Source organism: Halopseudomonas laoshanensis, assembly GCF_008365385.1.
Classification (GTDB): Bacteria; Pseudomonadota; Gammaproteobacteria; order Pseudomonadales; family Pseudomonadaceae; genus Halopseudomonas; species Halopseudomonas laoshanensis.
Window position 1 is genome coordinate 550,147 of sequence record NZ_QOVF01000001.1, and the last position, 24,289, is coordinate 574,435.

Sequence of the window (24,289 nt, forward strand, 5' to 3'; positions counted from 1 at the left end):
TAGTCTGAACTTTCGGCGGTGTGTTGGTCGTATCTTCTACATGAACGTGATTGGAGTTGAATATGAGCAATGCATTGCAGGGCAAGCATGTAGCCATTCTGGTAACTGATGGATTCGAGCAAGTCGAGTTGACCAGCCCCAGAGATGCGCTGAAGGCGGCTGGCGCCAGTGTGGATATATTGGCCGATAAATCTGGCAAGGTTGAAGGCTGGAATCACGACAAGCCGGCAGACAGCTTCACGGTGGACAAGACCTTCGAAAATGCGTCTTTGGCTGACTACGATGCCATCGTGCTGCCGGGTGGCGTGTTCAATAGCGATAACATCCGTATGGATACTGATGCCCAGTCACTGGTACTCGAGGCCGCTGGGTCGGGCAAACCAATCGCAGTTATCTGCCACGGTGCCTGGATATTGGCCTCGACCGATTTGGTGCGTGGCAAGACCATCACCAGCTTTCCATCGCTGAAAGACGACCTTACCAATGCTGGCGCCGATTGGGTCGATCAGGAAGTGGTCGTAGACGGCGAGTTGATCAGCAGCCGCACTCCGGATGACCTGCCTGCCTTTAACAAGGCGTTGGTCGCTGCGCTGAGCTAAGCGGCAACCGCTGCACACTGGTGCTTCGGCCACTAAAAAGCCTCATCCGCGAACCGGATGAGGCTTTTTTTATTCGGCTAAGATCATTCCAGCTCGCTGGTGCAGCTTTGTGCGGCGGCAATCAGCCGTTCCTGAATGGCTGGATCAACGGCATCACCGCCCATGGCTTCCAGTTCTTCAGTGCTGAGATCCTTTGCAACCTCGTCCGCGGCGCAACCACAAAAGGTCTCTGCCTTGACTGAAGAGTGCTCCAGTTGCGTGGTTTCAACGCATTCGGCGACGAAGTTTTCCCGAGCATTGTCAGGCCAGTCGGCAAAGGCGGGAAGGGCGAAGGCCAGCGGCGTAAGAAAAGCGATGAGATGACGCTTCATTTGAAACTCCTTTTTTTATTGCTGATGTCGATCATGGGTGATCGCGGGGCCCAGGACTAGAGGGCGCTACTTTTTGGAGGTCCGCAGACCGCAGTAGTTCATTTATCCTGCTGCTGTGGTGTGGCGTAGGGATGATTGGCAATCACCAGCGCATCGTTTTGCGACGGTCTTGGCAAAAAGCACGGCGGCTGGTCGGATAACGGGAACTTGTTCTGCATAACGGGGTCATTCGGCTGGCGGAACACAACCTCAAAAAGCTCTGCGCAGTACTGGCCATGCGCCTTACAGCCCGCAGACTCAGCTTAAAAGACAGGGTGTCCGCCACCGCCGTCGCACTCGATTGCTGACAGAATTCAATGCATCAGACCCTGGCCGTCCGATTCAGGTCATGAGTCTGAGCCGCTGCAAGTGAAAAAAGTTATGTTGATAGCCAAAAGTGCTTCTGCTGTTTCGTTCCTTCGCGTCGCTCGCCTGACCTCCTGTGCTGTCTGTTTTGGCGCTCTGTTTGCGCTGCCCATGCCTGCCCATGCCCAGGAGGAGGGCAGTAACGAGCGCTGGGTGAGCGACAACCTGAATACCTATGTTCGTAGTGGGCCCACTGATGGCTACCGGATTGTGGGCACCCTGACCTCGGGTGAACGGGTCGAACTATTGACTACCCAGGGCGACTATAGCCGGGTGCGCAGTGCCTCAGGCGATACAGTGTGGATCCCCAGTAGCGAGTTGCAGGAGGTACCCGGCCAGGGCGAGCGGCTGCCGCAGCTGGAAGCCCAGGTTGCCGAGCTCAGTGCTGAGCTGGAAGGCATTGATGCGACCTGGACCACGCGAGTGCAGGGCATGCAGGAAACACTCGACTCGCGTAAAGCCTTGATTGATGAGTTGGAAGCCACGCGTCAGGCGTTGCACGCCGAATTGACCGAGACCCAGTCTGAATTACGTAGCGTGCAGGCGCAGCTGGGCGATGAAAATAAGCAGGTCTTGATGCGCTACATGCTCTATGGCGGCGGTATCGCCGGGGTGGGTATTATCTTTGGCTTGATCTTGCCGTCCATGACCCGTAGCCGAAAGCGTAACGATGGCTGGGTATGACGGTAGCGTTGGACGATTCTGGTAACATGGAGCCCTCTATTTTCGGCTCGGACACCAGAATGCAAAAACACGTCGTCAACGTTTCAGTCAACCCGCGGGGCAGCCTGGAAACGCTGTCCCAGCGCGAAGTACACCAGCTCAGTGAAGCGGGCTCGGGCAGTACCTACAGTCTTTTTCGCCAGTGTGCGTTGGCCATTCTGAATACCGGCGCGCAGATTGATAATGCCAAAACCATTCTCGAAGCTTATGAAGACTTCGAAGTGCGCATTCATCAACAGGACCGCGGTGTTCGACTGGAACTGTTGAATGCGCCTGCAGACGCGTTTGTCGATGGTGAAATGATCGCCAGCACTCGGGAGATGCTGTTCAGTGCGCTGCGCGACATCGTCTATACCGAAAGCGAGCTGGGCAGCCCGCTCATTGACCTGAGCAGCTCGCCAGGTATCACTGATTACGTTTTCCAGTTGTTGCGCAACGCCCGTACCTTGCTCCCTGGCGTGGAGCCGAAAATGGTGGTGTGCTGGGGTGGTCATTCGATCAACTCGGAAGAGTACAAATATTCCAAGAAGGTGGGCCACGAACTCGGTTTGCGCAGCCTGGATATCTGTACCGGTTGCGGCCCTGGCGTGATGAAGGGGCCGATGAAGGGCGCGACCATCGCCCATGCCAAACAGCGCATTCGCGGCGGCCGCTACCTGGGCCTGACCGAGCCGGGCATCATTGCCGCCGAGGCGCCGAATCCCATCGTTAACGAGCTGGTGATTCTGCCGGACATCGAAAAGCGTCTGGAAGCCTTTGTACGCGTTGGGCACGGGATCATTATTTTCCCCGGCGGCGTGGGTACTGCCGAAGAGTTTCTGTATTTGCTGGGTATTCTGTTGCACCCGGATAACCAGGGTGTGCCGTTCCCGGTCATTCTCACCGGGCCGAAAAGTGCTGAGGCCTATCTGCAGCAGTTGCATGACTTTGTTGGCGCCACGCTTGGCGCCGATGCGCAAAGCCGCTATCAGGTGATTATTGATGACCCGGCGCAGGTCGCGGTGCAGATGGCCGCAGGGTTGAGAAAAGTCAGAGAGTTTCGTCGCGAGCGTAACGACGCTTTCCACTTCAACTGGTTGCTGAAAATCGAAGAAGGGTTCCAGCGGCCGTTTGACCCCACCCACGAGAATATGGCCAGCCTGCAGCTTACCCGCGCCGTTCCAGCCCACGAGCTAGCCGCTAACCTGCGCCGCGCGTTCTCCGGCATTGTCGCCGGCAACGTCAAGGACAATGGCATTCGCCGTATTGAAGAACATGGACCCTATGAGATCCGTGGCGAGGCACACATCATGCAGCCACTGGACGAGCTGCTCCAGGCCTTCGTGGCTCAGCACCGCATGAAGCTGCCTGGCGGTTCGGCCTATGTGCCCTGTTACCGCGTCGTGAGCTGATCCGCTAACCTTAGCCCCTAGCCCAGCAGGTGTCTTACACATTAATATGACACCTGCAGTTCTTCTTTTGCTACCTCTCTCTACTCAACCAAACATCGCCAAACGGATGACCTTCCTCTGCTTGCGGACCGGGTCACCGCCAGGAGCCAGAGCAGCGCTTTATGCACAAGGATTCACTCGATAGTCCGTTGTCCGCCGTCCTCGACAACCCGGCGTTCCTGCGCTGCCCAGGCGAGATGGCGGAACTGATCCGTGCCTTCGACTGGAGCGCCACCGGGCTGGGCCCGATTGTCCTGTGGCCGCTCAGCTTGAAGGCTGTCGTCGACGTTATGCTGCGCTCCTCGGTGCCTATGGCAATACTCTGGGGCAAGGACGGCATTTTGATCTTCAATGATGCCTACTCGACATTTTCTGGCGCTCACTATCGTCACAAATTGGGCCGCAAGGTCGTCGACGCCTGGCCCGAAGCCGCGGCGTTCAACGCCAATGTCGTGAGTACCGTGCTTGCCGGAGACACGCTGTCCTACCGCGATATCGAATTCACCTTGCAGCGTGGAGGCATACCGGAACCTGTTTGGATGGACCTGGACTACTCACCGATAGTAGGGGCGGGCGGAGATCCTGCGGGCGTGATGGCGATTGTTCGCGAAACCACTGAGAAAATTCTGGCCGCCAGGCAGGTGATTAATGTTCAGCAACGGCAGCATCAGATGCTGCAACAGATGCCTGGATTTGTCGCAGTGTTGCAGGGGCCGGAGTTTATTTATGAATATGTTAATGACGCTTATATCAGGATTTCGCAGCGCACGGACTTCGTCGGCAGGCGCTTTCGGGATGTGTTCCCGGATGTAGCGGAGCAGGGTTTTTATGAAATGCTCGACCGGGTATACGCCAGTGGCAAGGGCGTGGTCACCCGCAATATGCCGATGCGACTCCGCGGCAGCGATGAAGAGCAGTTTATCGACTTTGTCTTCGAACCCATCCGCGATGGTAGTGGGGCAGTCTCTGGACTGTTTATTGGCGGTTACGAGGTCACCGAAGCCTACCGTGCTACTCAAGCGTTGAAAGCCAGCGAAGAACGGTTACTGGATCTCAATGCTAATCTCGAGCGCAAGGTCAGTGAGCGTACCCAGGCGCGCAGCGTTAGTTGGCAGGTCAGCCCTGATCTGATGGGCGCCTTGAACGCTGATGGCTACTTCATTACCTCCAACCCGGCCTGGCAGACGATGCTCGGCTGGACCGAGGAAGACCTGGCCGAGCACACCCTGTTTGACCTGATTCATCCCGACGACATCGCCGCGACCATGCAGGCCTTCAAGGGAAATCTGCAAGGCTCACCGTCAATCCGCTTCCCCAACCGTTATCGTTGCAAGCACGGAGGTTACCGTTGGATCTCCTGGATCGGGGTGCCGGAAGACGGCATGATTTATTGCACTGGCCGCGATATTACCGAGGAAAAGCTGGCAGCGGCCGAACGTGATCAGTTGTGGACGCTGTCTGAGGATCTGCTGGCGCGGGCCGATTATGACGGCAACCTTACAGCCGTTAACCCGGCCTGGACCCGGCTGCTGGGTTGGTCGGAAACCAAACTGCTAACTGATCGCTACGCCGAGATTATCCATCCCGATAATCTGCAGATGGTTATTGAGCAGCTTGAGCTGATGGGGCAGACCGGGCAGCCAACGCGTTTCGAGAACAGCATTCTTGCGGCTGACGGTGAATGGCGACCGATTGACTGGACGGTGTCGCCGGAGCCCGGCGGTACCCATTTCATCGCCATCGGCCGGGACCTTACCGAGCATAAAAATCGTGAAAAGGAACTGGTCCGCGCTCAGGATGCGTTGCGCCAGGCACATAAAATGGAAGCGGTGGGCCAATTGACCGGGGGCATCGCCCACGATTTCAACAATTTGCTGGCGGCTATCAGCGGTAGTCTCGAATTGCTGGAAATGCGCATTAACCAGGGCAAATTCGAAGGTACCGAGCGTTATATCAATGCTGCCCAGGGCGCGTCCCGCCGCGCGGCCGCATTAACCCAGCGGCTCTTGGCTTTTTCACGCAGGCAAACGCTGGATCCGCGCCCCACTGATTGCAACAGGCTGGTGCAGGGCATGGAAGAGCTTATCCGCCGCAGTGTCGGGCCTGAGGTCGACTTGCAATTCGTCAGCGAGCCGCAGCTCTGGACCACGCTGGTGGACGCATCGCAGTTGGAGAATGCGCTGCTGAATCTGTGCATCAACGGCCGTGATGCCATGGCGCCGCAAGGTGGTGCGCTGGTAATCGAAACTGCCAACCGCTGGCTCAATCAGCGCGACGCAGCCGTTTTCGATTTGCCCAGTGGCGCTTATGTCTTTCTCAGTGTGACCGACCACGGCATCGGCATGACGCCTGAAATCGTCGACAAAGCCTTCGATCCGTTTTTTACCACCAAGCCCTTGGGCCAGGGAACGGGTTTGGGCCTGTCGATGATCCATGGCTTTGTAAGACAGTCCGGGGGTCAGGTGTGGATCCATTCGGAACCGCAAAAGGGCACTACGGTGTGTCTGCACCTGCCGCGCTCCACTGCCACCGCATCAGCTGCGGATCCAAAGCCGGCATTGCCGGGGGGCGGCAGCGGCCAGGGTGAGACGGTGCTGGTCATCGATGATGAGGCCGCGGTACGCATGTTGATGGTCGAAGTGCTGGAAGATGCCGGCTATCAGACGCTGGCTGCGGAAGATGGGCCTGCGGGCCTGGAAATAGTGCGCTCTGCTGCACGCATTGACCTGCTGGTAACGGATGTTGGTTTGCCGCGCGGTATGAATGGGCGGCAGGTCGCCGATGCGGCGCGTGCGCTGCGGCCCGAGTTAAAGGTGTTGTTCGTGACCGGCTATGCGGAGAAATCCGCGATGAGCCAGGTTCAGCTTAACGACAGCTTGCAGGTACTGATCAAGCCATTTCCCATGGCAGCGCTGAGCGGCAAGGTGCGCGATATGATCGGGCAGCGGTCAGATCGCTAAGGCTGCTGATGGCAGACCTCCTGTCGGCTGTCGAAAACAAAAGTGGAACGCTTGCTCTGGGGCACAGTCATTAACTTACGATGACTACTACTGGAGGACGAGTAATGAATAACCCTTTTGACAAGAATCAGACTCAGAACGTTGGCGAATTCGAGCGTGCGGTTTCTGTATTCAGCGGCCTGATGCTGGTCGGCAAAGGCGTTCGCCGCGGCGGCTTCAGCGGCATCTTGCAACTCGCTCTGGGTGGCATGGCACTGGCGCGTGGTTATACCGGGCATTGCGAGGCCAAGCGGATATTCAACGAAACCCTTAATGAAAAACAAGGGAGTCAAAAGCAAGGCCAGGCCGCTCTTGATCAGCGCTATAGCCATATGCCGATGGATTCCGAAGTGCACAGCCCTGATTTTGAAAGCAAGTCGGTTGATTTGCCAGACGCAACACCCATGGGGCATGAAAATCAGGTTGGCGCGCGCGGTACTCCTTCCGCAAATAGCTGATAGATTCCGGCTGCAGGTACGTCGTCAGCGTAACGCTGGTACCTGCACTGCCCTTGTTTGGTCTGAATAGCGTTTATAGCGCCCCAGCTGTTGCGCCTCCTGCGAACAGCGATTATGGCTCGCTACCCTCCGTCTTTACCCCATAACATCTAGGTTTATCCTCGAATTGAGCCGTTTTGGCCCTTGAATTCTCCTACCCCGTGTTTTTGCTCTAAGCTTTCCTCAGACTTTTGAATGCTTGCTCCAACTAACGATTTTAGTTAGCGTTCTCATTTTTATTCCGATAAGTGATGTTCGTCTTTGCTTCAGGGAAATTAATGGAATATGGATGCAGACGTTAAAAAGGATGAAAAAGTGCATGGATCCTACCGCCCGAGCGTTCAGCGGCTAACGCACATTGCTGATTTGTTATGTATTGTTTTACTGGTGATCGGGGGTCGCGCGGTCGCACTCGGCGGTGAGCTGGACATACTGCTGTCAACCTTGGGCGTGGTAGCAGCACTGGTAGGGCGTTATCTGATTCAACGCGAACGAACAGAGCTGGCAGTGCCTCTGCTGTTGGGCGTCATGATGGTGCTGGTCAGCGTATCGATGGTGGTCAATCAGGGACTCTATAGCGGCGCTTTGCTGTCTTATCCATGCCTGCTTATCGCTGCGGGCATGCTGGCATCGCGTCGGGTATTTCTCGGTTTGTTGGTCAGCATGCTGGGCATGGTGGCGCTCATTACCTGGATATCGCTTAATGGCATGCACACCTACGTGGCCGTACCCCATGGCCCTGGACGTATGCTGGTGGTCAGTTCATTGCTGGTGCTGGGCGCTGTCGCCATGTGGTTACTGGCCAACGATTTACATCATGCCCGTGAAAATCTCGACCATGAAATCTTCCAGCTGGAAAACTCCCAAGCCAGCCTCAACTATCTGGCGCAGCATGACCCATTGACTGATCTTCCCAATCGCTCGCTGATTGAGGAGCGGGTTGGAAATGCCATCGGCCGCGCCAGACAGTCGGGCAAGATGGTCGCATTGCTGTTTCTGGATCTGGATCATTTCAAGATTATCAATGATTCCCTCGGGCATATTGCTGGTGACCAGTTGCTGCGTGAAATTGCCTCGCGGCTGAAGAAGGTGGTCAGGGGTGGCGATACTGTCAGCCGGCAAGGTGGTGACGAGTTTCTTATCGTTCTCGCCGAGGTCGATAGTATCGATGCGATGACCGCGGTATTGATGCGTATTCAGACACTGGTAGCGCAGCCGCTGACCCTGCAGGATATGGAGCTGGTGGTTTCCCTCTCGATCGGTATTTCGGTTTATCCGCAAGACGGCGACGATTTTGGCACCTTGCTGAAAAAAGCAGACACGGCGATGTATCAAGCCAAGTCTGCCGGTCGCAACGCTTATCGGCTGTTCAGTGACGAAATGAGCGCGGACACCTATGCACGGCTGGGAATGGAGCAGGATCTGCGTCAGGCGCTGGTGCGAAACGAGTTCGAACTGCATTACCAGCCTATTGTGGATATGCGGGACGGGCGGGTGGTTGCGGTGGAGGCATTGCTGCGCTGGCGCCACCCCGAGCGCGGCATGGTCGGGCCGGATGCGTTTATTCAGGTGGCCGAGCAGTCAGGGCTCATCGTCGAGATGGGTATCTGGGTATTACAGCAAGCCTGCCAGCAGATGGTCATCTGGCAGGGTGAAGGCCTGCCCGAGGTGTTGATATCGGTCAATCTGTCCGCGGTACAGATGCACCGCGGCGATCTGGAACAGTCAGTGCGCGATGCGCTGCAACGTACCGGACTGAAAGCGTCGCTGTTGGAACTGGAGCTGACCGAGTCGATGCTGCTGCACGACTCCGAAGCGTCAATCCTGCTCTTGCAGCGCCTGAAACAGTTGGGCGTCAAGTTGGCTATCGATGATTTTGGTACCGGATATTCCAACCTGTCTTACCTGCAGCGTTTTCAGGTGGATCGATTGAAAATCGACCGTTCTTTCGTGCAGTCGATCATCAGCAATGAGCAAAATCGAGCGATAGTCACGGCCATCATACAGATGGCGCACAGCCTTGAGCTGGAAACCACCGCCGAGGGTATTGAAGACGAAGCGACTCGGCAGCTACTGGCGGCGCTAGGCTGTGATTGCGGCCAGGGCTACCTGTTTTCCAGGCCGGTGTCGGCGTCAAAATTCATGGCCCAGGTTCGATAGGCTCGAAGAGCCTATCAAGTCGGCTCCGGGATCAGGCCGATGGTGACGATTCTGGCGTCGATCATATCGCGTACGGTCAAGATCACACCGTCCAGCGTAACCGATGTGCCGATTTGCACTTCTCGCAGCTCTTCGGACATCGTCTGGCGCACCAGGGCTTCGAGCGTCAGCAAGTCATCAGCGGCGAGGATGATGCCGTAGGAGGAACGAATGTCATCCACAGTGGTTGAGCCCTTCAGGCGCAGTTCTCGGCTGGGTAGCTCGTTGCGAGCAGCCTCCAACGCCTGGGAAAAGACCGAATCGACAAAGGGCCTGGTTTCCGGACGCAGCACCACAAACAGGTGATCGCCAGCCTGCAACGCAGTCGATCCGCGTGGTGGGATGACCAGGCTCTTGCGGGTGATCATGGCGACCACGGTGCCATCCGGCAACGCCATCTGCGACAGTCTGCGGCCCACTGCACGACCATTGGCGCCCAATGTGTACTCGACGATATCCGCATCCACGTCGCCCAGCGCGGTAATTTCCAGAGTAGCTGCCGGCGTAGCGGGCGGCTTTTCCGTCAGCCCCAGCTTGCGCGCTACCCAGGGCAGAGTTGAGCCCTGGATGGTGGCAGAAATCAACACCACGAAGAACACCACGTTGAAGATCAGCTCTGCGCCGGGTAGCCCGAACATCAGAGGAAATATTGCCAGGATAATCGGTACCGAACCGCGCAGTCCGACCCAGGATACCAAGGCTATTTCCGCTTTTTTAAAGCCGAAGAGCGCGAGTATGGGCACCACTGCCAGCGGCCGGGCGACCAGCACCAGAACGGCAGCGATTACCAGCCCCTCAAGCCAGACCTCGAATAATGACGGTGGGTTGATCAGCAGACCGAGTACCACGAACATGGTGATCTGGCTAAGCCAGGCCAACCCGTCATGAAATAGAAAGGTACTGCGCTGGAACACAAAGCGGCTATTGCCGATCACTACCCCGGCAAGGAAGATCGCCAGAAAGCCACTGCCGTTCAGGTTCGCTGCCAGCCCGAACGCGAGCAAGCCACAGGCTGCCACCATTACCGGGTACAGGCCGGAAGCGACAAGGTGGATACGGTTGATGATCTGCACCGATGCCCAGCCCACGCCCAGACCCACCGCAGCGCCCACGCCCATTTGCAGCAGAAACATCTGCAGCAGCCCCACACCGGGCTCCATGTCATTGACCAGTATTTCCAGCAGGCCAACGGTCAGGAAGATGGCCATCGGATCGTTCGAGGCGCTTTCTATTTCCAGGGTCGCCTTCAGGCGTTCGCGAATATGGATGCCTGCATTACGCAGCAGCGAGAATACAGCGGCAGCATCGGTCGAGCCGACGATCGCGCCCAGCAGCAGACCCTCCATGATGGGCAAGTCGAGCACATAAGCGGCTGCCACGCCGGTCACGGCCGCCGTTATCAATACGCCCAGGGTGGCCAGCAGGGATGCCGGCTTCCAGACTTTCTTGATCGACGCCGTAGGCGTTTGCAGCCCACCGTCAAACAGAATAATCGCCAGCGCCAGGGTGCCCAGTGCATGGGCTGCGCCTGGACTATTGAAGCTGACACCGCCGATACCCGCGTCACCGGCGAGCATGCCGATCAGCAGGAACAGCACCAGCACTGGCAGCCCAAGGCGCGCCGAGAGTTTGCTTGAGGCTATGCCAAACAGAATCAGTATCGCAGCCAGTAGAATCAATTGGTCAATCAGGAACATGCGTGGTCTTACCTCGTTGAAAACGGCCGCCACCCACCGGGCTAGAGGGTGGCGGTGCTCGTTAGGGTATCAGGTCCAGCTCTTTTCTGATTTGTTCCGCACTGGGGCGTAACTGGGCGCCGCCGTTACGCATCCGCCGCTGGCCCAGGTAAAACAGAATGGGCGCGGCAATCAGTATTGACGAGCTGGTACCCACGACAATGCCGAACAGCATGGGCAACGCGAAGCTGGCCACGGCTGCGCCGCCGGCTATAGCCATCGGCAGCAAGGCGAGAAAGGTGGTCAGCGAGGTGAACACCGTACGGGTCAGCGTCGAGGTGATGCTCTCGTTGAGCAATTGTAAAAGCGGCTTGTCGGGCGTAAGGCGCAGGTTTTCCCGTACCCGGTCGAATACCACGACCTTGTCATTGATCGAATAACCGATCAATGCCAGCAGGGCGGCCACTGCCGTGAGATTGAACTCGACGCCAGCGAGAACAAAAAAGCCGATGGTCTTGGTCAGATCCAGTGCAATGGTCAGCGTTGCGGCCAGGGCGAAGTGGTACTCAAAGCGGATCCACAGATAAACCAGCATGCCGGCTGCGGCCAGCAGCACTGCCATGATACTGGCCTGGACAAAGTCGCCGCTGACCTTGGGGCCTACCATCTCCACCCTGGGGAAGCTGGCATCTGCGGCCAGTTCGGTAACCGCCTGTTTCAGTGTTTCCACCGGCGCGCCCGAGGCTACCTGTTCAGCTCCCTGCATCGGCAGGCGGACCAGATACTGGCCTGCGTCACCCGACTCCTGGATGGCCGCCTGGCCGAGACCATGTTCCTGCAGGCTGGTGCGCAGCTGCTCTACCGTGGTATCAGGCGCTTGCACTTCCACCAGGGTGCCGCCGGTAAAATCGATGCCATAGTCCAGCCCCGGACCGAAAAACAGCGCTAATGAGCCAACCGAGAGTACCAGGGACAGCATCAGGCCCATCACCCGGCCCCGCATCAGATTCAGACTGCCGCTGGTGAGGTTGTCGAGCCGCTTGATGCCAGATATCACCAACGGGCGTCTGCCCATACGCCGTACGCGCCATTCCATCAGTAACCGGGTCACCGCAATGGCGGTAAACATTGACGTCAGCAAGCCGATCCCTATGGTTACCGCAAAGCCCTTGACCGGGCCGTTTCCGAAAAGGAACAGCAGGCTGACGGCTATCAGCGTAGTGGCGTTGGAGTCCAGAATGGTGCTGTAGGCGCGGTTGAAGCCTTCGCTCATGGCGCCAAAGGCGGACTTGCCGTTACGGGTCTCCTCGCGGATGCGCTCATTGATCAGGATATTGGCATCCACCGCCATGCCGATACTCAGAATGATACCGGCGATGCCGGGCAGGGTGAGTGTGGCACCCAGCAGGCTGAGTATGCCGAAGATCAAGCCGACGTTGATGCTCAGGCCCACGCAGGCGATAAAACCCCAGCGGCCGTACACCGCCAGCATGAAGCCGATAACCAGCAGAGCGCCGAAAACCCCGGTACTGATGCCCATGGCGATCGCGTCACTGCCCAGGTCCGGCCCGACAGTGCGCTCTTCTATGACTTTCAGCGGAGCGGGCAGGGCGCCGGCCCGCAATAGCAGAGCCAGATTGCTGGCCTCACTGGCGCTGAATGCGCCGCTGATTTCACCACTGCCGCCAGCGATTACACCGCGGATCACGGGTGCGGTGATGACCTTCTGATCCAGCACTATGGCCAGCGACCGGCCGATGTTGGCACGGGTCATGTCTCCGAACAGATCGGTCCCCTCGCGGTCCAGCTTGAAATTGACCACCGGTTGGCCGGAGTCGGGATTGAATGCCAACTGGGCATCGCGAATATGCTTGCCCTCCATGGCGACCTGCTCCTCCAGCTCATACGCGGTGCCTTGTGCCTGATCTTCAAGGGTAATGACCTGCCGCGATTTGCCGTTTGCCGCCCAGTGAAAGGTCATTTTTGCGGTCGTACCCAGTAACTGACGTATCTCCTGCGGATTCGCCACACCGGGCATCTGCACCAGAATGCCGTCGGCGCCCTGGCGGGTAATGCTTGGCTCTACCAGCCCGGTTTCATCCAGCCGGCGACGCACCACTTCCAGGCTGCGATCTACTGCATCACTGGTCAGCGCCTCACGGTGCGCGTCAGTCATGTGCAATATCCATTGGTTCTTGTTCTGCGCCTGTTCCAGCTTAAAGCGGGTGCCGGGCTCTCCAGGTTGCGAATTAAGCGACAGGGCAATGCGCTTTAAATCAGGGTTGTCGCGCGTATGTCTGACCGCGATCTGGACTGATTCGATTGAGGCCGCCGGCTGGGTAAAAGCAATGCGCTCCTTGCGCAAGGCGGCGGTCAGATCATTGGCCAACTGCTGGTTATCGTTGCGCAGCAGCTCGCGGGTATCGACCTCCAGCAGCAGATGCGATCCCCCGCGCAGATCCAGGCCAAGCGCCAGGTTGTTATCGGTATACCAGCGGGGTAGTTGTTGTGACACCGAAGTGGGCAGCACATTGGGCAAGGCGCAGAGCAGCCCGAACAGCATTATCAGGCCGTAAAGCACGGCCCGTGAAGACAAAGATTTCATGTGTAATCCTCGACACTAACGTCGTAGTTTCAGAACTTACGGGTGTGGTCAGCTGGGATTACACAGAGGGTGGGGCGCGCGGAGCCTGCTGGAAGAGGTTGCCATGGTAGGAACTGAGAACGGCTCTGGGCGCCATTAGACCAGGAAGGGGTAGTGGCGGATGCAACGTAAAAAGCTGCGTCGCAATGGCTAGCCATTGGGGGTCCGGATCGCCGTCATCACCGAGCAGGTCAGCTGCACGCGGCAGAATACGAGCTGGATCGCTGTTGCCGGCAAAAACAAAGTGCTCGATCTGGCTGACATAACCGGAACCGACTGCCGCCTTGGCGCCGAAGGAAGCCGAGTTGATGCACAGCGCCAATCCCACAAACAGCAGCCACAGCAACGGCAGCCTGGCCAGTGCCGAGACTGGGGCTGGATCACAGGGACCTGGTGTAAGGGCTCTGGACATGCAGGGCATTCCGAATGTTGAGCGGCAAGTGTGGGGGCGACCTGTCAGTTAGTCAACGCTTCTGCCTGTCGTTCAGCTAGCGGGGAGGCTTGATGCCCGGCCGTCAATCGGCTAGAGTCATGACAGATCAATGGAGACGCCCATGCAACTCATGTCAGACCACCACACCATCACCCGCAGTGCTTCACGCACTGGGTCGGTGTGCGCGCTGACGGCAATGGTTGGCGGGTATTTCTATTTTGGGTATTGGTTTAGCCGCATGCGCGCCTGATACCCCAGCAGGCGCCCGGTTCAAGGGTCGCCACCAGCAGTTTCAAAACCCCGGTCGGCTTCCCGCCCGGGGTTTTTTTATGTCCGACAATTTGATGTTTTGCTAACGAGGATTTGATCATGTATGCACCCACTCACAACACCGCTTCATATCGTAACTGGCGATTTACCGGCGCCTTGCGCGCTGACACCCGACCACTGAATCGAACGACACATAGAACACGCTAGTGCTGTGGCGCAGTGAGCGCCACGCGAGGAATCGAGTATGAATGCCACGCTCTCTACCCTGACCAATGCTGTCCACGGACGCCTGATCGACACTGCTCTGGCTGACGCCGCCCTGAGTGAACCGAGCAATCCGCGTCACACCCTACCGCTCCCCAGCCCCGCGCAGTTGCGCCAGCGGCTTCCATGCAGCCCCGCTTTGCACGGGCAAATCGCCGAGCAGCGCGACGCTATTCGCGCAGTACTGAACGGAGACGATGATCGTCTGCTGGTTATTGTCGGGCCTTGTTCCCTGCATGATCCCGACTCGGCCATGGAATACGCACAGCTTCTCGCTGAGTTGGCGCCACAGGTCAGCGATCAGTTGCTGCTGATGATGCGCACTTACGTCGAGAAGCCGCGCACGACGGTGGGCTGGAAGGGCTTGATGTACGATCCGCATCTGGATGGCACTGGCGATATGGCTGAAGGGCTGGCGCTGTCACGGCGTCTGATGCTGTCGGTTGCCGAGCTGGGTTTGCCGGTCGCGACCGAACTGTTGCAGCCAATGGCCGCGGGCTACCTTGACGACCTGCTTGGGTGGGCTGCCATTGGCGCTCGCACCAGCGAGTCGCAGACGCACCGGGAAATGGTCAGTGGTCTGGGTCTGCCGGTCGGCTTCAAAAACGGTACCGACGGCAGCATAAGTATTGCCAGTGACGCGATGCGCTCTGCTGCGCATGGCCACCAACATTTTGGGCTGGATGAGCAGGGTCGTCCGGCAATGGTTCAGACGCGCGGCAATTCCGACACGCATCTGGTGCTCAGGGGCGGCAATGGCGGAGCGAATTATCATCCGCAGGCCGTTGCGGCGGCGCGGCAGATGCTGGTGGGTCAAGGGCTTGAAGCACGTCTAGTAGTGGACTGCAGCCACGCCAATAGTGGCAAGAATCCGCTATTGCAGCCTGAGGTGCTGGCCTCGGTTGTTGAGCAGCGATTGGCGGGTGACACCAGCCTGCGCGGCGTGATGCTCGAAAGTCATCTGTTTGATGGTTGCCAGCCGCTGTCCGGGCAACTGGCGTATGGGGTCTCTATCACTGACGCCTGCCTGGGCTGGAATGCGACTGAGCAAGCCCTGTTGCGCGCGGCTGAGCGTCTGGGCGGGCGCTAACTCTGGCAGGTACGCGGGCGTTATTCCTGCGTACTGGTTGCCATCCATTGCTCGAACTGCTCGGGTGGCAAAGGCCTGGAAACGAAATAGCCTTGCACCTCGTCACAACCAAGGCTATCCAGAAACGCGTAAGTCTGGTGATCTTCCACGCCTTCAGCCACTACGCTGTATCCCAGGTCATGGGCCATGGAGATCATCGCCTTGACCAAGGTGCGGCTGCGCTTTTCTTGCTCTATGCGCTGAATGAAAGAGCGGTCAATCTTGACTACCTGGGCGGGGATTTCCTGCAGATAAGCCAGGCTGCTGTAACCGGTTCCAAAGTCGTCGATCGCCACCCGTATGCCAGCCTTGAGTAGTGCGTCCAGTTGGTTGGAGGCGATGGGGCTGTAATCCACCAGGGCGCTCTCGGTCAGCTCAACTTCAATGGAGGTGACAGGCAGAGCGTGCATGCGCATTTCTTCCAGCAGCCGCTCGACCAGATCAGTCTCTTCCAGATTGGAAGCGGAAATGTTGATCGACATGCACATGGTCAAGCCCTTGGCGTGCCAGCTTGCAGCTTGCTTGATCGCCGAGCGCATTACCCATTCAGTCAGTGGCCTTGCTAATTGGGTCTGTTCAATTATCGGGATAAACTCGGTTGGAGATATATTGCCCCACTCGGGGTGCGTCCAACGTAGCAAGGCTTCGGCACCAACCGTCTCGCTGGAGCGCGTGGAGATGCGCGGCTGATACTCAAGGTGCAATTGCCCTGGCTGTTCCAGGGCACTGCGAAAGTCCACCAGCATCTGAAATCGCCGCTGGTGATCCGCATCCAGCTCCGATGAATACAGGGCGACGCCCTTTTCTGTCAGCCGTGCGTCCAAACAGGCGCTGTGCGCTGTGCGCAAAATATCGATTGAATTCTGCTCCTCGAGCTTGAGCCGGGCAATGCCTACGGCCGGGCGCACCATGACTGCGGCGGCTTCGCCCGTGGTCAGGCGGCGCAGTGCCTCACGCAGGGCCAGGGCTTCGCGCACAACATCTTCGTCACTGTCAGCGATCAATAAGTGCGCAAACTGGCAGGGCCCGAGATGGTAAACCCGTCCGCCTTCGGGCAAGGTATTGCCCAACAGCCGACCGGCTGAGCGGGCCAGCTCTTCAACGTAGGCAGGGCCCATGACGCGCTGCAAGGAACCCATTGAGGCCACGTCTACTACTTCGCTGAAAAGTACATAGACCGAGGTCGGCTGATGATCGCGGCTCATCTCCTGCAGATCGACGGCGAATTGGCTGCGGTTAGGCAGGTCGGTCAGCGGATCAAGCCGGCCGTAGGCCCGTTGCAACTCGATCTGGTCCATGACCATGGCGGCCAGATCCTGGAGCACCGCCAATTCGGCGGCCGTCATGCTGCGGGGTTCATTTCCAAGTACGCATATTGCACCCAACGTATAACCCTCACGGGTTGTCAGCGGTGCGCCGGCATAAAAACGGATGCCGGATTCGACCAGTACGCTGTTCTTGTAACGGGGTGAGGCGAGCAGATCGGGTATGGTCAGGCCGGTGGCCGTCTCGGTCACTTCACTGTCGCAGGCATCGGAGCGGGGAATCTCTGAGCGATCCGTGCCGACGCGCGATTTAAACCACTGGCGCTTTTCATCGGTGAGAGAAATCGCCGCAATCGGCAGGTTGAATAGCTGGCTTGCCATACGGGTAATACGATCGAAGCTATCGCTGGGTACCGTGTCGAGCAAATTCAATTTCTTCAGGGCATAAAGTCTGTCTTGCTCATGCACGCTCATAGCGCTATCTCGAATAAGTTGTGTGAGTCCTTTCGTACTGGCCACTTACTGGCCTTACCGAATTAGTCTGGCGAGCTTAATTCGGTAGTGAAATCAATGTAGCACAGGCTTTAGCCGTGGTTATTGAAAAGTCGCGTCAGATATTCGCAAGACTCCCTATATAGAGCCTGCGAATGGCGATATATAGCAAGGCCTCGGGATATGAAATTTCGCTAGAACTATGATCGTGCGGGCAGGTAGCTGCAATGCGATGCTGCAGATGGTTTGGAGAGCTGACACATTTTGATAAAGTCTGAACCTAAATTACCATTGATCGGTCATGAACAGTTCAACCGACCTTCTTCGTAGTTATCGTCAGGAATAATATGGACAGCAAAGCGCATCTGAGTCCTCTGTTCTCGGCAGAAGACAAATACCGTCTGTTGGTTGATGCGGTGACTGATTACGCCATCTACATGCTTGACCCGCAAGGCATCATCGCCAGTTGGAATACCGGCGCCCAGCGGCTCAAGGGCTATGCTGCGGAAGAGGTTATTGGTCAGCATTTCTCGATGTTCTATTCCGACCTGGATCGTGCTGCTGGCCTGCCGGGTAACGGCCTGGCGATTGCTGTTCAGCAGGGGCGGTTTGCCAATGAGGGCTGGCGGGTGCGCAAGGATGGCACACGCTTCTGGGCGCATGTTGTGCTGGACCCCATCCGCAATGGTGCCGGGGACATAATCGGTTTTGCCAAGGTCACCCGCGATCTCACCGAACGCAAGATGGCCGAACAAGCGCTGCGCAAGAGTGAGGAGCAGCTGCGCTTGCTGGTGCAGGGCGTAACGGATTACGCGATTTATCTGGTCAGTCCGGAGGGGCTGGTTACCAATTGGAACGCTGGCGCCCAAAAGATCAAAGGCTACCGCCCGGAAGAGGTCATAGGCCGGCATTTCTCCTGTTTCTATACGCCTGAAGATGTGGCCAATGGCAAGCCTGAAACCAATCTAGCGCTGGCTGCCCGCGCGGGTAGAGCGGAGGAGGAGGGCTGGCGCATACGTAAAGACGGTACCAGGTTCATGGCCCACGTCATCATTGATGCCATTCGCGAAACGGATGGCACTCTGACCGGTTTTGCCAAGGTCACGCGCGATATCACCGAACGTATGGAGACGCAAAAGGCTCTCGACTATGCGCGCGAGGAGCTGCTGCAGGCGCAGAAGATGGAAGCGGTCGGCCGCCTTACCGGCGGCGTGGCGCACGACTTCAACAACTTCCTGACGATCATCCTGATCAGCCTGAAAATGGCGCGCAAGCGGGTGATGGATTCCCCGGATGTTCTGCGCTTTGTGGACAACGCGATCCAGGGCGCCGAGCGCGGTGCCTCCATGACCCAGCGCATGCTGGCGTTCTCCAGCCGCCAGTCGCTGCAGCTGGAAGTGCTTTCGCTTACAGAGCTGGTGCAGGGCATGCGTGACCTGCTTCAGCGCTCCATCGGACCGCAGGTACGTATTCGCACCCAGACCGCCGTGGCGCTACCTCCAGTACAAGCAGACGCGCATCAACTGGAAACCCTGTTGTTGAATCTGGTACTTAACGCCCGCGATGCGATGCCAGAAGGGGGCGACATCACCATCAGCACGCGCCGACCCCGTCACGAAGAGATACCCGTGGCAGGCCTGGAGGACGAAGACTGGGTGATTCTGGAAGTGGCTGACGTCGGTGAGGGCATGGATACGCAAACCCTGGCACGGGCGACCGAACCCTTTTTCACCACCAAGGGTGTGGGCAAGGGCACTGGTTTAGGCTTGTCCATGGTGCACGGTATTATCGAACAGTTGGGTGGCAAGCTGAAACTGCATAGCGAGCCAGGTCAAGGTACGCGCGCGCAGCTTTGGCTGCCTGTCTATCAGGGTGAGGAGCCAGTGGTTGGTCACGAAGCGATAACACCGTGGGCCGATGCGGCTGTCGCGCTGCGAGTTCTCGCCGTGGACGATGACGCTCTGGTACTGACCAATACCTGCGCACTGCTGGAAGAGATAGGCCATCGGTCATTCTCAGCAGGTTCGGCCGCTGAGGCGCTGGCTTTTCTCGAGCAGGAGACGGTTGATCTGGTGATCACTGATCACGCCATGCCGCTTATGACTGGCAGTCAGCTGGCTGAGCTGCTGCACCAGCGCTATCCAGGCTTGCCGGTGATCCTGGCCACCGGGTATCTGGAAATCGGCCATCAGCAGACAGAGAACACACCTCTGCTGGCCAAACCCTTTGATGAGCAGGATCTGGTTCAGGTAATTTCCCGGGCTGTCCGCCGATCCAAGGGGCAGGGTTAGCTGACCAGGAACACGCGGCGCAAGCTTCAGTCGAACAGGCTGACTTTGCTCCAGTCCTCCTTTATCTGTTTGAGCAACTGGCGTAATCCCGGGCTGCTGTACTTGGCAGCGGGGTCTTCCCAGCGCTTGCGCACGCTGCGGTGCAGCTGCGCTTCGGGTACTCGCACTCTGGAACGACGCATGATGCGGTAGAAGCCTTTGTACTCGTTATGCTTGCTGCCCAGGTGGTTCGGCTGCAATTGGGCTTGCAAATGCGCTTCCAGCTCCAGGCCGGCGCTCTGCGCTTCACGGCAAATCCACAGTCCGGCGTAGTCTCCCAGTGAATGATCCGGATAGCCGCCGCCGATATCGGTATGGACGCCGGCGAACCACACCTGCTTTAAATCAATGCCCGGCTTGAGTGACCAGAGTGCTGGTTCAAAGTCTTCCCGGTTCTCGTCAATGGCCACCGCATGCCGTGCGTGGCAAATGATGCTGCTGGGTTCGGTGTCATGAAACAAATAGCGCGCTGTGCCCAGCGTGCCGAGAAAGGGCGCGGGTATACCCAATGCGCCGACAGTATCGAACACGCCGATAAACTCGATCTGGCTGATATCGGCTACGGCGTAATCTTTCCTGAACTGGCGTGCTTTGACTTCACTCGGGGAGGAGGCTGGACTGCGCTGTCGATACAGCTCGTAGGCTGCATCTATGTGCCCGGCGTGCGCGCGTTTGAGAATGCCGCAGTTGCGAATTAGCCCGCCAAGCGAGCGAACGGTATAGGCTCCGCGGCTGAAGCCGAACAGGAATAATTGGTCGCCGACATCGTAGTTGTGCACGATAAATCGGTAGCAATCCATAATGTTCTTGTCGATGCCCTTGCCAGTCACCCCACCGGTGAGGCGATCGCCCTCGGAACCTACACCCCAGTCGTAAAACACCACCTGCCGGTTACCTTGGGCGTCGGCGGGGGCAACCGCCTGGGCGATGCGCAGGACATGAGTGGGTGTGTCGCTTTCCGGTGATTGCCAGGTTCCGTCGGCACAAATAACGATACGTTTCATCACGTACTCCATGGTCAAGACTGGAGCACAACTGCGGCGGCTGCCTGCACTCGTATGAGTGAACCGTAAGGCAGGCCATATAAGGCGATAACGGTCCTAGGGAGTTTCTCGGGCTGCTGACTTCAGCTGCAACCTGATAAAGGTATAGCGTACTCAGTGGGAAGCTGCAGGTTCAGATAGAGTTCAGCAACTGATCAGTTTTTAGGTAACTCAACGGTAAAAGTGGTTCCAGCGCTTTGCGTCGACTCCACGCTAACCTTGCCATCGTGTGCCATGACCAGTTCTCGGACGATATACAAACCCAGACCGAGATTTTTGTTTGGGTTACCTTTTTCAACATGCTTGCGACTGGAAAGCTCAAAGATATCCTGCTGCTGCGATTCGGGTATGGGTTTGCCCCTGCTGTTGACTGTGAGTACCACCTGGTCTTTACGGGCTTCACAGCCGACGACGATATCGCCCTGCGGATCCCCATGCTGCAGGGCATTGCTAATCAGGTTTTGACAGATCTGGCCGATACGGCTGGCGTCCCAGTGACCGCTGCAATCGCCATTAACCACGTGTTCAAATCTGTGATCCTGGTGTGCGGAGCGAAACTCATCAACCAACTGACGAGTAATTTCAGCCAGATCTGCCGGGCCACGGTGAATGATCAAGCCCTCACCAATGCGGCTTTCGGTGAAATCCATCAGATCGTCGAGCATTTCTTTCATGCGCTGAACACTGGCTATCATGATTGAGCCCAACTGGTTCAAACTCTTGTCGGCGTCTTCCATATTCTTCAGCTTGGCAGCGCCAAAACTGAGCACCTGCAAAGGCGAGCGGAGATCGTGCCCGAGCATCCCGACGAAAATATCGGAGTTCTCGGTTACTGCCTCCGAGTAACGGCCAACCGATTCAGCCAACGCTTGATCTATGGATTCATTGAATCGAATCAAATCCTCCAGCTCATCGGGATTATCCGGTTCGCTCAATGCTTCACCCTTGATCCACAGGCGCAATACACTGGCCCGCAAAGCCCGGTATTCTGCGACCAGGAGACGAATGGAGAAGCCCGCTCCCAGGCGCTCATCGGCATGTACCTCGGCAGGCGTATCCGTATCGGAAGTGGGGCTATTGCCCTGGGACTTGGATTCGCGTTCCGATTCGGTCTGCGCCGTAGCCATATCACGAACGATATTATTCAGCAGATCCTTCGCATGGTCACGAAGCTCGACTACCTGCAGGTCCCCACCGGTCGGCTGGTTTGCGCGGGCAAAATCCTCCCATTCCTTGAGGATAGCTTCCATATTGGCGGAAATGAACTTATGTAATCTCATGGCTTCGCTGCTCTACGCGGATCTGATCTTTAGAACATGTTAGACCGCAGTGTGAAGACCTGTTTGCCGACACAGGGAGGGGCTCAGTCGAATGCTGTGCTGACCGGAGGACTTATGACTATACGGAGGGGGGCGCCCCAACACCAGCGCCCCCGGCAAAGCTTACTTCAGTTCCTTGGCAAACCGCCCAACCGCATTAACCACCTGTTTGGCACCCTTCTGAATTTCAACGATCACCGTCCCCGCCTGACCCGCCAGCGCCAGGCCCTGAGCTGCTTGCTCACGGCTACGGGCCATGCCGTGGACGGCGTCTTCGGCCAGCGACTGATTCTTCTCCACCACCTGGATGATCTCCTCGGTAGCCTTACTGGTGCGACCTGCCAACTGCCGTACTTCATCCGCTACCACCGCGAAGCCTCGGCCTTGTTCACCCGCCCGGGCAGCCTCAATGGCCGCGTTCAGAGCCAGCAGGTTGGTTTGCGCGGCAATACCGCTAATGGTCTGAACGATTGAACTGATCAACAGGGATTGTTTGCCCAGTGCTTCGATACCCTGAGTGGCTGATTCCACTTCGCGCGCGACATGCTCCATGGTTTCGACGGTATCCTGAACGACGCAAGCGCCCCGTTCCGCGCTCACGTCCGTCTGCAGCGAAATATCGTAGGCAACGCCTGCGGCTTCCCTGACTTCAGCCTCCCGCTCTACCTGATCACTGACCACACTGGCGAACTTGACCACCTTGTACAGCGTGCCTTCGGTGTCATACACCGGGTTATAGCTGGCCTCCAGCCAGACATCGCGGCCCATGCTGTCGATTCGCTGGAAGCGATTACTGACGTACTCGCCTCGATTGAGCGTTTGCCAGAAGCTTTTGTATTCTGGCGAAGCAGTCGTTTCGGGGGTACAGAAAAGACTATGGTGCTTGCCGACGATCTGCTCCTTCGAATAGCCCATGGCTTGCAGGAATTGCTTGTTGGCGCTGATTACCTTGCCGTCCAGGCTGAACTGGATAACGGCGGTAGAGCGCATCAGTGCATCAATGAATTGCTGATTTTCCTTCGCCGCCTGAATGCTTTGGGTCACGTCGCGGGCAACGCCCTTGATGCTCAGCAACTCACCCCGGTGATCCTTCAACGGGTACCAGTTGACGCGTAGCCAAACCAGGCTGCCATTGCTGCGCAAGTACCGGTAGTCATCTGAAATCGGCTGGAATTTGCCGACGGCGGCCCTGAAGTTATGAAAGCAGGGCAGTTTGCTCACGTAGCTGGGCACCACCTCCGCCATGGGGCGGCCTTGCAACTGCGCCGGAGTGTAGTCCAGCGCCTGGGCAAATTTCTGATTGACCACCGCTATTTTGAAATCCTTATCCAGCTCGATATACATCTCGTCAGACGCGAGCATGTCTGCCAACTGACGCAAAAGATGCAGTTCCTGATCCTGTTCCTTGAGCTTGGCTTTCAAATGGTGGTTAAACATGGCGATGTCCGTAGGGGAAGGTGCTCTGTTATCGGCCATCCCGAGATGTTCTTTACCCGCGAAAGATGGAAGTTTTTAATTCACGCCAGTTCAGGAGTGGTGTAGTTGTTTCAAAAAATTAATAACTATAGGCAATTGGCATGTGCAATGTGCTGCAGCTGAGTAATAAAGCTGATTCAGGGCCATCGGTTGTCGGGCCGGTTGTCATTTAAATCAGGGTGAACTTTTTATATTGCATACTTTCTATTGTGTACGCTTCTTAAATATAAAAGGTGACTCATGAAAGATCTCAAACTATCCAAAGTACTTTTCGCCTCTGCTTTTACCATTGCACTGGGAGCTGCTGCGCCCCTGGCTGTTGCAGGTGATCATGACAAGCACGATGCGGACGGCACTCATCACGAAATGGACAAGAAAGATCACAAGGCCGGCCATGGTGATGACGCCACTGGCAACCCCGGCGCACCTGGTAGCGATGGCACCGGAACAACCAGTGCAGGGTCCGAAGCCCCTAATGCTCCTGCCCATGTTCCCGGCGGTACCAATCCGGATGATGCTCCCGAGTCCGATCGCGACGTAGAGTAACTCTACCTCGACACTCTGCCCCGATGTTGGCAGATTGCCGTTTGCTTGAAATTGTTATCTGGTTACTAGCAAGCAGCAGTAATAAGGTCCGGGTCTATATCGCTATATCGATATAGACCCGGACTTTTTTGTTTAAATATTTTGTTAACTGAATTGATGACAAGTTACGGCTATATGAG

17 protein-coding genes are annotated in these 24,289 nt (G+C 57.2%); 9 read left to right on the forward strand and 8 right to left on the reverse strand.

Annotation, left to right across the window (positions count from 1 at the left end; all coding sequences use genetic code 11):
• Positions 1-62: 62 nt before the first annotated feature.
• On the forward strand, positions 63-599 hold the full coding sequence (locus DT594_RS02580) for a type 1 glutamine amidotransferase domain-containing protein (RefSeq protein ID WP_149331229.1): 537 nt from the start codon (positions 63-65) through the stop codon (positions 597-599).
• 83 nt (positions 600-682) lie between these two features.
• On the opposite strand, the gene DT594_RS02585 is transcribed toward DT594_RS02580, so the two are convergent.
• Positions 683-970 (reverse strand): hypothetical protein, encoded by a 288-nt coding sequence (locus DT594_RS02585; protein ID WP_149331230.1) that lies wholly within the window; start codon positions 968-970, stop codon positions 683-685.
• Between the two features lie 420 nt (positions 971-1,390).
• On the opposite strand from DT594_RS02585, the gene DT594_RS02590 reads away from it, so the two are divergent.
• The 5 genes from DT594_RS02590 (at position 1,391) to DT594_RS02610 (ending at position 9,184) form a co-directional block, all read left to right on the forward strand.
• On the forward strand, positions 1,391-2,059 hold the full coding sequence (locus DT594_RS02590; protein WP_149331231.1) for a TIGR04211 family SH3 domain-containing protein: 669 nt from the start codon (positions 1,391-1,393) through the stop codon (positions 2,057-2,059).
• Between the two features lie 59 nt (positions 2,060-2,118).
• Entirely contained in the window at positions 2,119-3,489 is a 1,371-nt protein-coding gene (gene ppnN / locus DT594_RS02595; RefSeq protein ID WP_149331232.1) for a nucleotide 5'-monophosphate nucleosidase PpnN, read from the forward strand.
• A 161-nt stretch (positions 3,490-3,650) separates the two neighbouring features.
• Positions 3,651-6,488, forward strand: coding sequence for a PAS domain-containing protein (locus DT594_RS02600; protein ID WP_218574462.1), 2,838 nt, complete (start codon positions 3,651-3,653; stop codon positions 6,486-6,488).
• A 104-nt stretch (positions 6,489-6,592) separates the two neighbouring features.
• Positions 6,593-6,985, forward strand: coding sequence for a YgaP family membrane protein (locus DT594_RS02605; RefSeq protein WP_149331233.1), 393 nt, complete (start codon positions 6,593-6,595; stop codon positions 6,983-6,985).
• Positions 6,986-7,309: 324 nt separating this feature from the next.
• Positions 7,310-9,184, forward strand: coding sequence for a putative bifunctional diguanylate cyclase/phosphodiesterase (locus DT594_RS02610; RefSeq protein ID WP_149331234.1), 1,875 nt, complete (start codon positions 7,310-7,312; stop codon positions 9,182-9,184).
• Between the two features lie 14 nt (positions 9,185-9,198).
• Here DT594_RS02610 and DT594_RS02615 read toward each other — a convergent pair whose 3' ends face one another.
• From DT594_RS02615 to DT594_RS02625, 3 genes are all read right to left on the reverse strand, one after another.
• The gene (locus DT594_RS02615; RefSeq protein ID WP_149331235.1) at positions 9,199-10,920 is read right to left on the reverse strand and encodes a potassium/proton antiporter; all 1,722 of its coding nucleotides are present in this window, start codon (positions 10,918-10,920) and stop codon (positions 9,199-9,201) included.
• Positions 10,921-10,981: 61 nt separating this feature from the next.
• Positions 10,982-13,504: a protein translocase subunit SecD gene (gene secD / locus DT594_RS02620; protein WP_149331236.1), complete on the reverse strand. Its 2,523-nt coding sequence runs from the start codon at positions 13,502-13,504 to the stop codon at positions 10,982-10,984.
• A 58-nt stretch (positions 13,505-13,562) separates the two neighbouring features.
• The gene (locus tag DT594_RS02625; protein WP_149331237.1) at positions 13,563-13,955 is read right to left on the reverse strand and encodes a hypothetical protein; all 393 of its coding nucleotides are present in this window, start codon (positions 13,953-13,955) and stop codon (positions 13,563-13,565) included.
• Positions 13,956-14,490: 535 nt separating this feature from the next.
• Here DT594_RS02625 and DT594_RS02630 point away from each other — a divergent pair.
• On the forward strand, positions 14,491-15,600 hold the full coding sequence (locus tag DT594_RS02630) for a 3-deoxy-7-phosphoheptulonate synthase (protein ID WP_149331238.1): 1,110 nt from the start codon (positions 14,491-14,493) through the stop codon (positions 15,598-15,600).
• A 20-nt stretch (positions 15,601-15,620) separates the two neighbouring features.
• Here the strand turns inward: DT594_RS02630 and DT594_RS02635 are convergent, their stop codons facing one another.
• Positions 15,621-17,378 (reverse strand): putative bifunctional diguanylate cyclase/phosphodiesterase, encoded by a 1,758-nt coding sequence (locus DT594_RS02635; protein WP_149331239.1) that lies wholly within the window; start codon positions 17,376-17,378, stop codon positions 15,621-15,623.
• A 365-nt stretch (positions 17,379-17,743) separates the two neighbouring features.
• Between DT594_RS02635 and DT594_RS02640 the strand changes: the two genes are divergently transcribed.
• A complete protein-coding gene (locus DT594_RS02640) occupies positions 17,744-19,687 on the forward strand; it encodes a hybrid sensor histidine kinase/response regulator (protein ID WP_149331240.1) in 1,944 nt (647 codons plus the stop codon).
• 26 nt (positions 19,688-19,713) lie between these two features.
• Here DT594_RS02640 and DT594_RS02645 read toward each other — a convergent pair whose 3' ends face one another.
• The 3 genes from DT594_RS02645 to DT594_RS02655 all read right to left on the reverse strand — a co-directional run bounded on the left by DT594_RS02645 (position 19,714) and on the right by DT594_RS02655 (position 23,525).
• Positions 19,714-20,730 (reverse strand): DUF2235 domain-containing protein, encoded by a 1,017-nt coding sequence (locus DT594_RS02645; RefSeq protein ID WP_149331241.1) that lies wholly within the window; start codon positions 20,728-20,730, stop codon positions 19,714-19,716.
• Positions 20,731-20,924: 194 nt separating this feature from the next.
• Positions 20,925-22,049, reverse strand: coding sequence for a sensor histidine kinase (locus DT594_RS02650; RefSeq protein WP_149331242.1), 1,125 nt, complete (start codon positions 22,047-22,049; stop codon positions 20,925-20,927).
• A gap of 162 nt (positions 22,050-22,211) precedes the next feature.
• Positions 22,212-23,525: a methyl-accepting chemotaxis protein gene (locus DT594_RS02655; RefSeq protein WP_149331243.1), complete on the reverse strand. Its 1,314-nt coding sequence runs from the start codon at positions 23,523-23,525 to the stop codon at positions 22,212-22,214.
• Positions 23,526-23,804: 279 nt separating this feature from the next.
• On the opposite strand from DT594_RS02655, the gene DT594_RS02660 reads away from it, so the two are divergent.
• Positions 23,805-24,110 carry a hypothetical protein gene (locus tag DT594_RS02660; RefSeq protein WP_149331244.1) on the forward strand — a complete coding sequence of 102 codons (306 nt, stop codon included), beginning with the start codon at positions 23,805-23,807 and terminating at the stop codon, positions 24,108-24,110.
• The last annotated feature ends 179 nt before the right edge of the window (positions 24,111-24,289 follow it).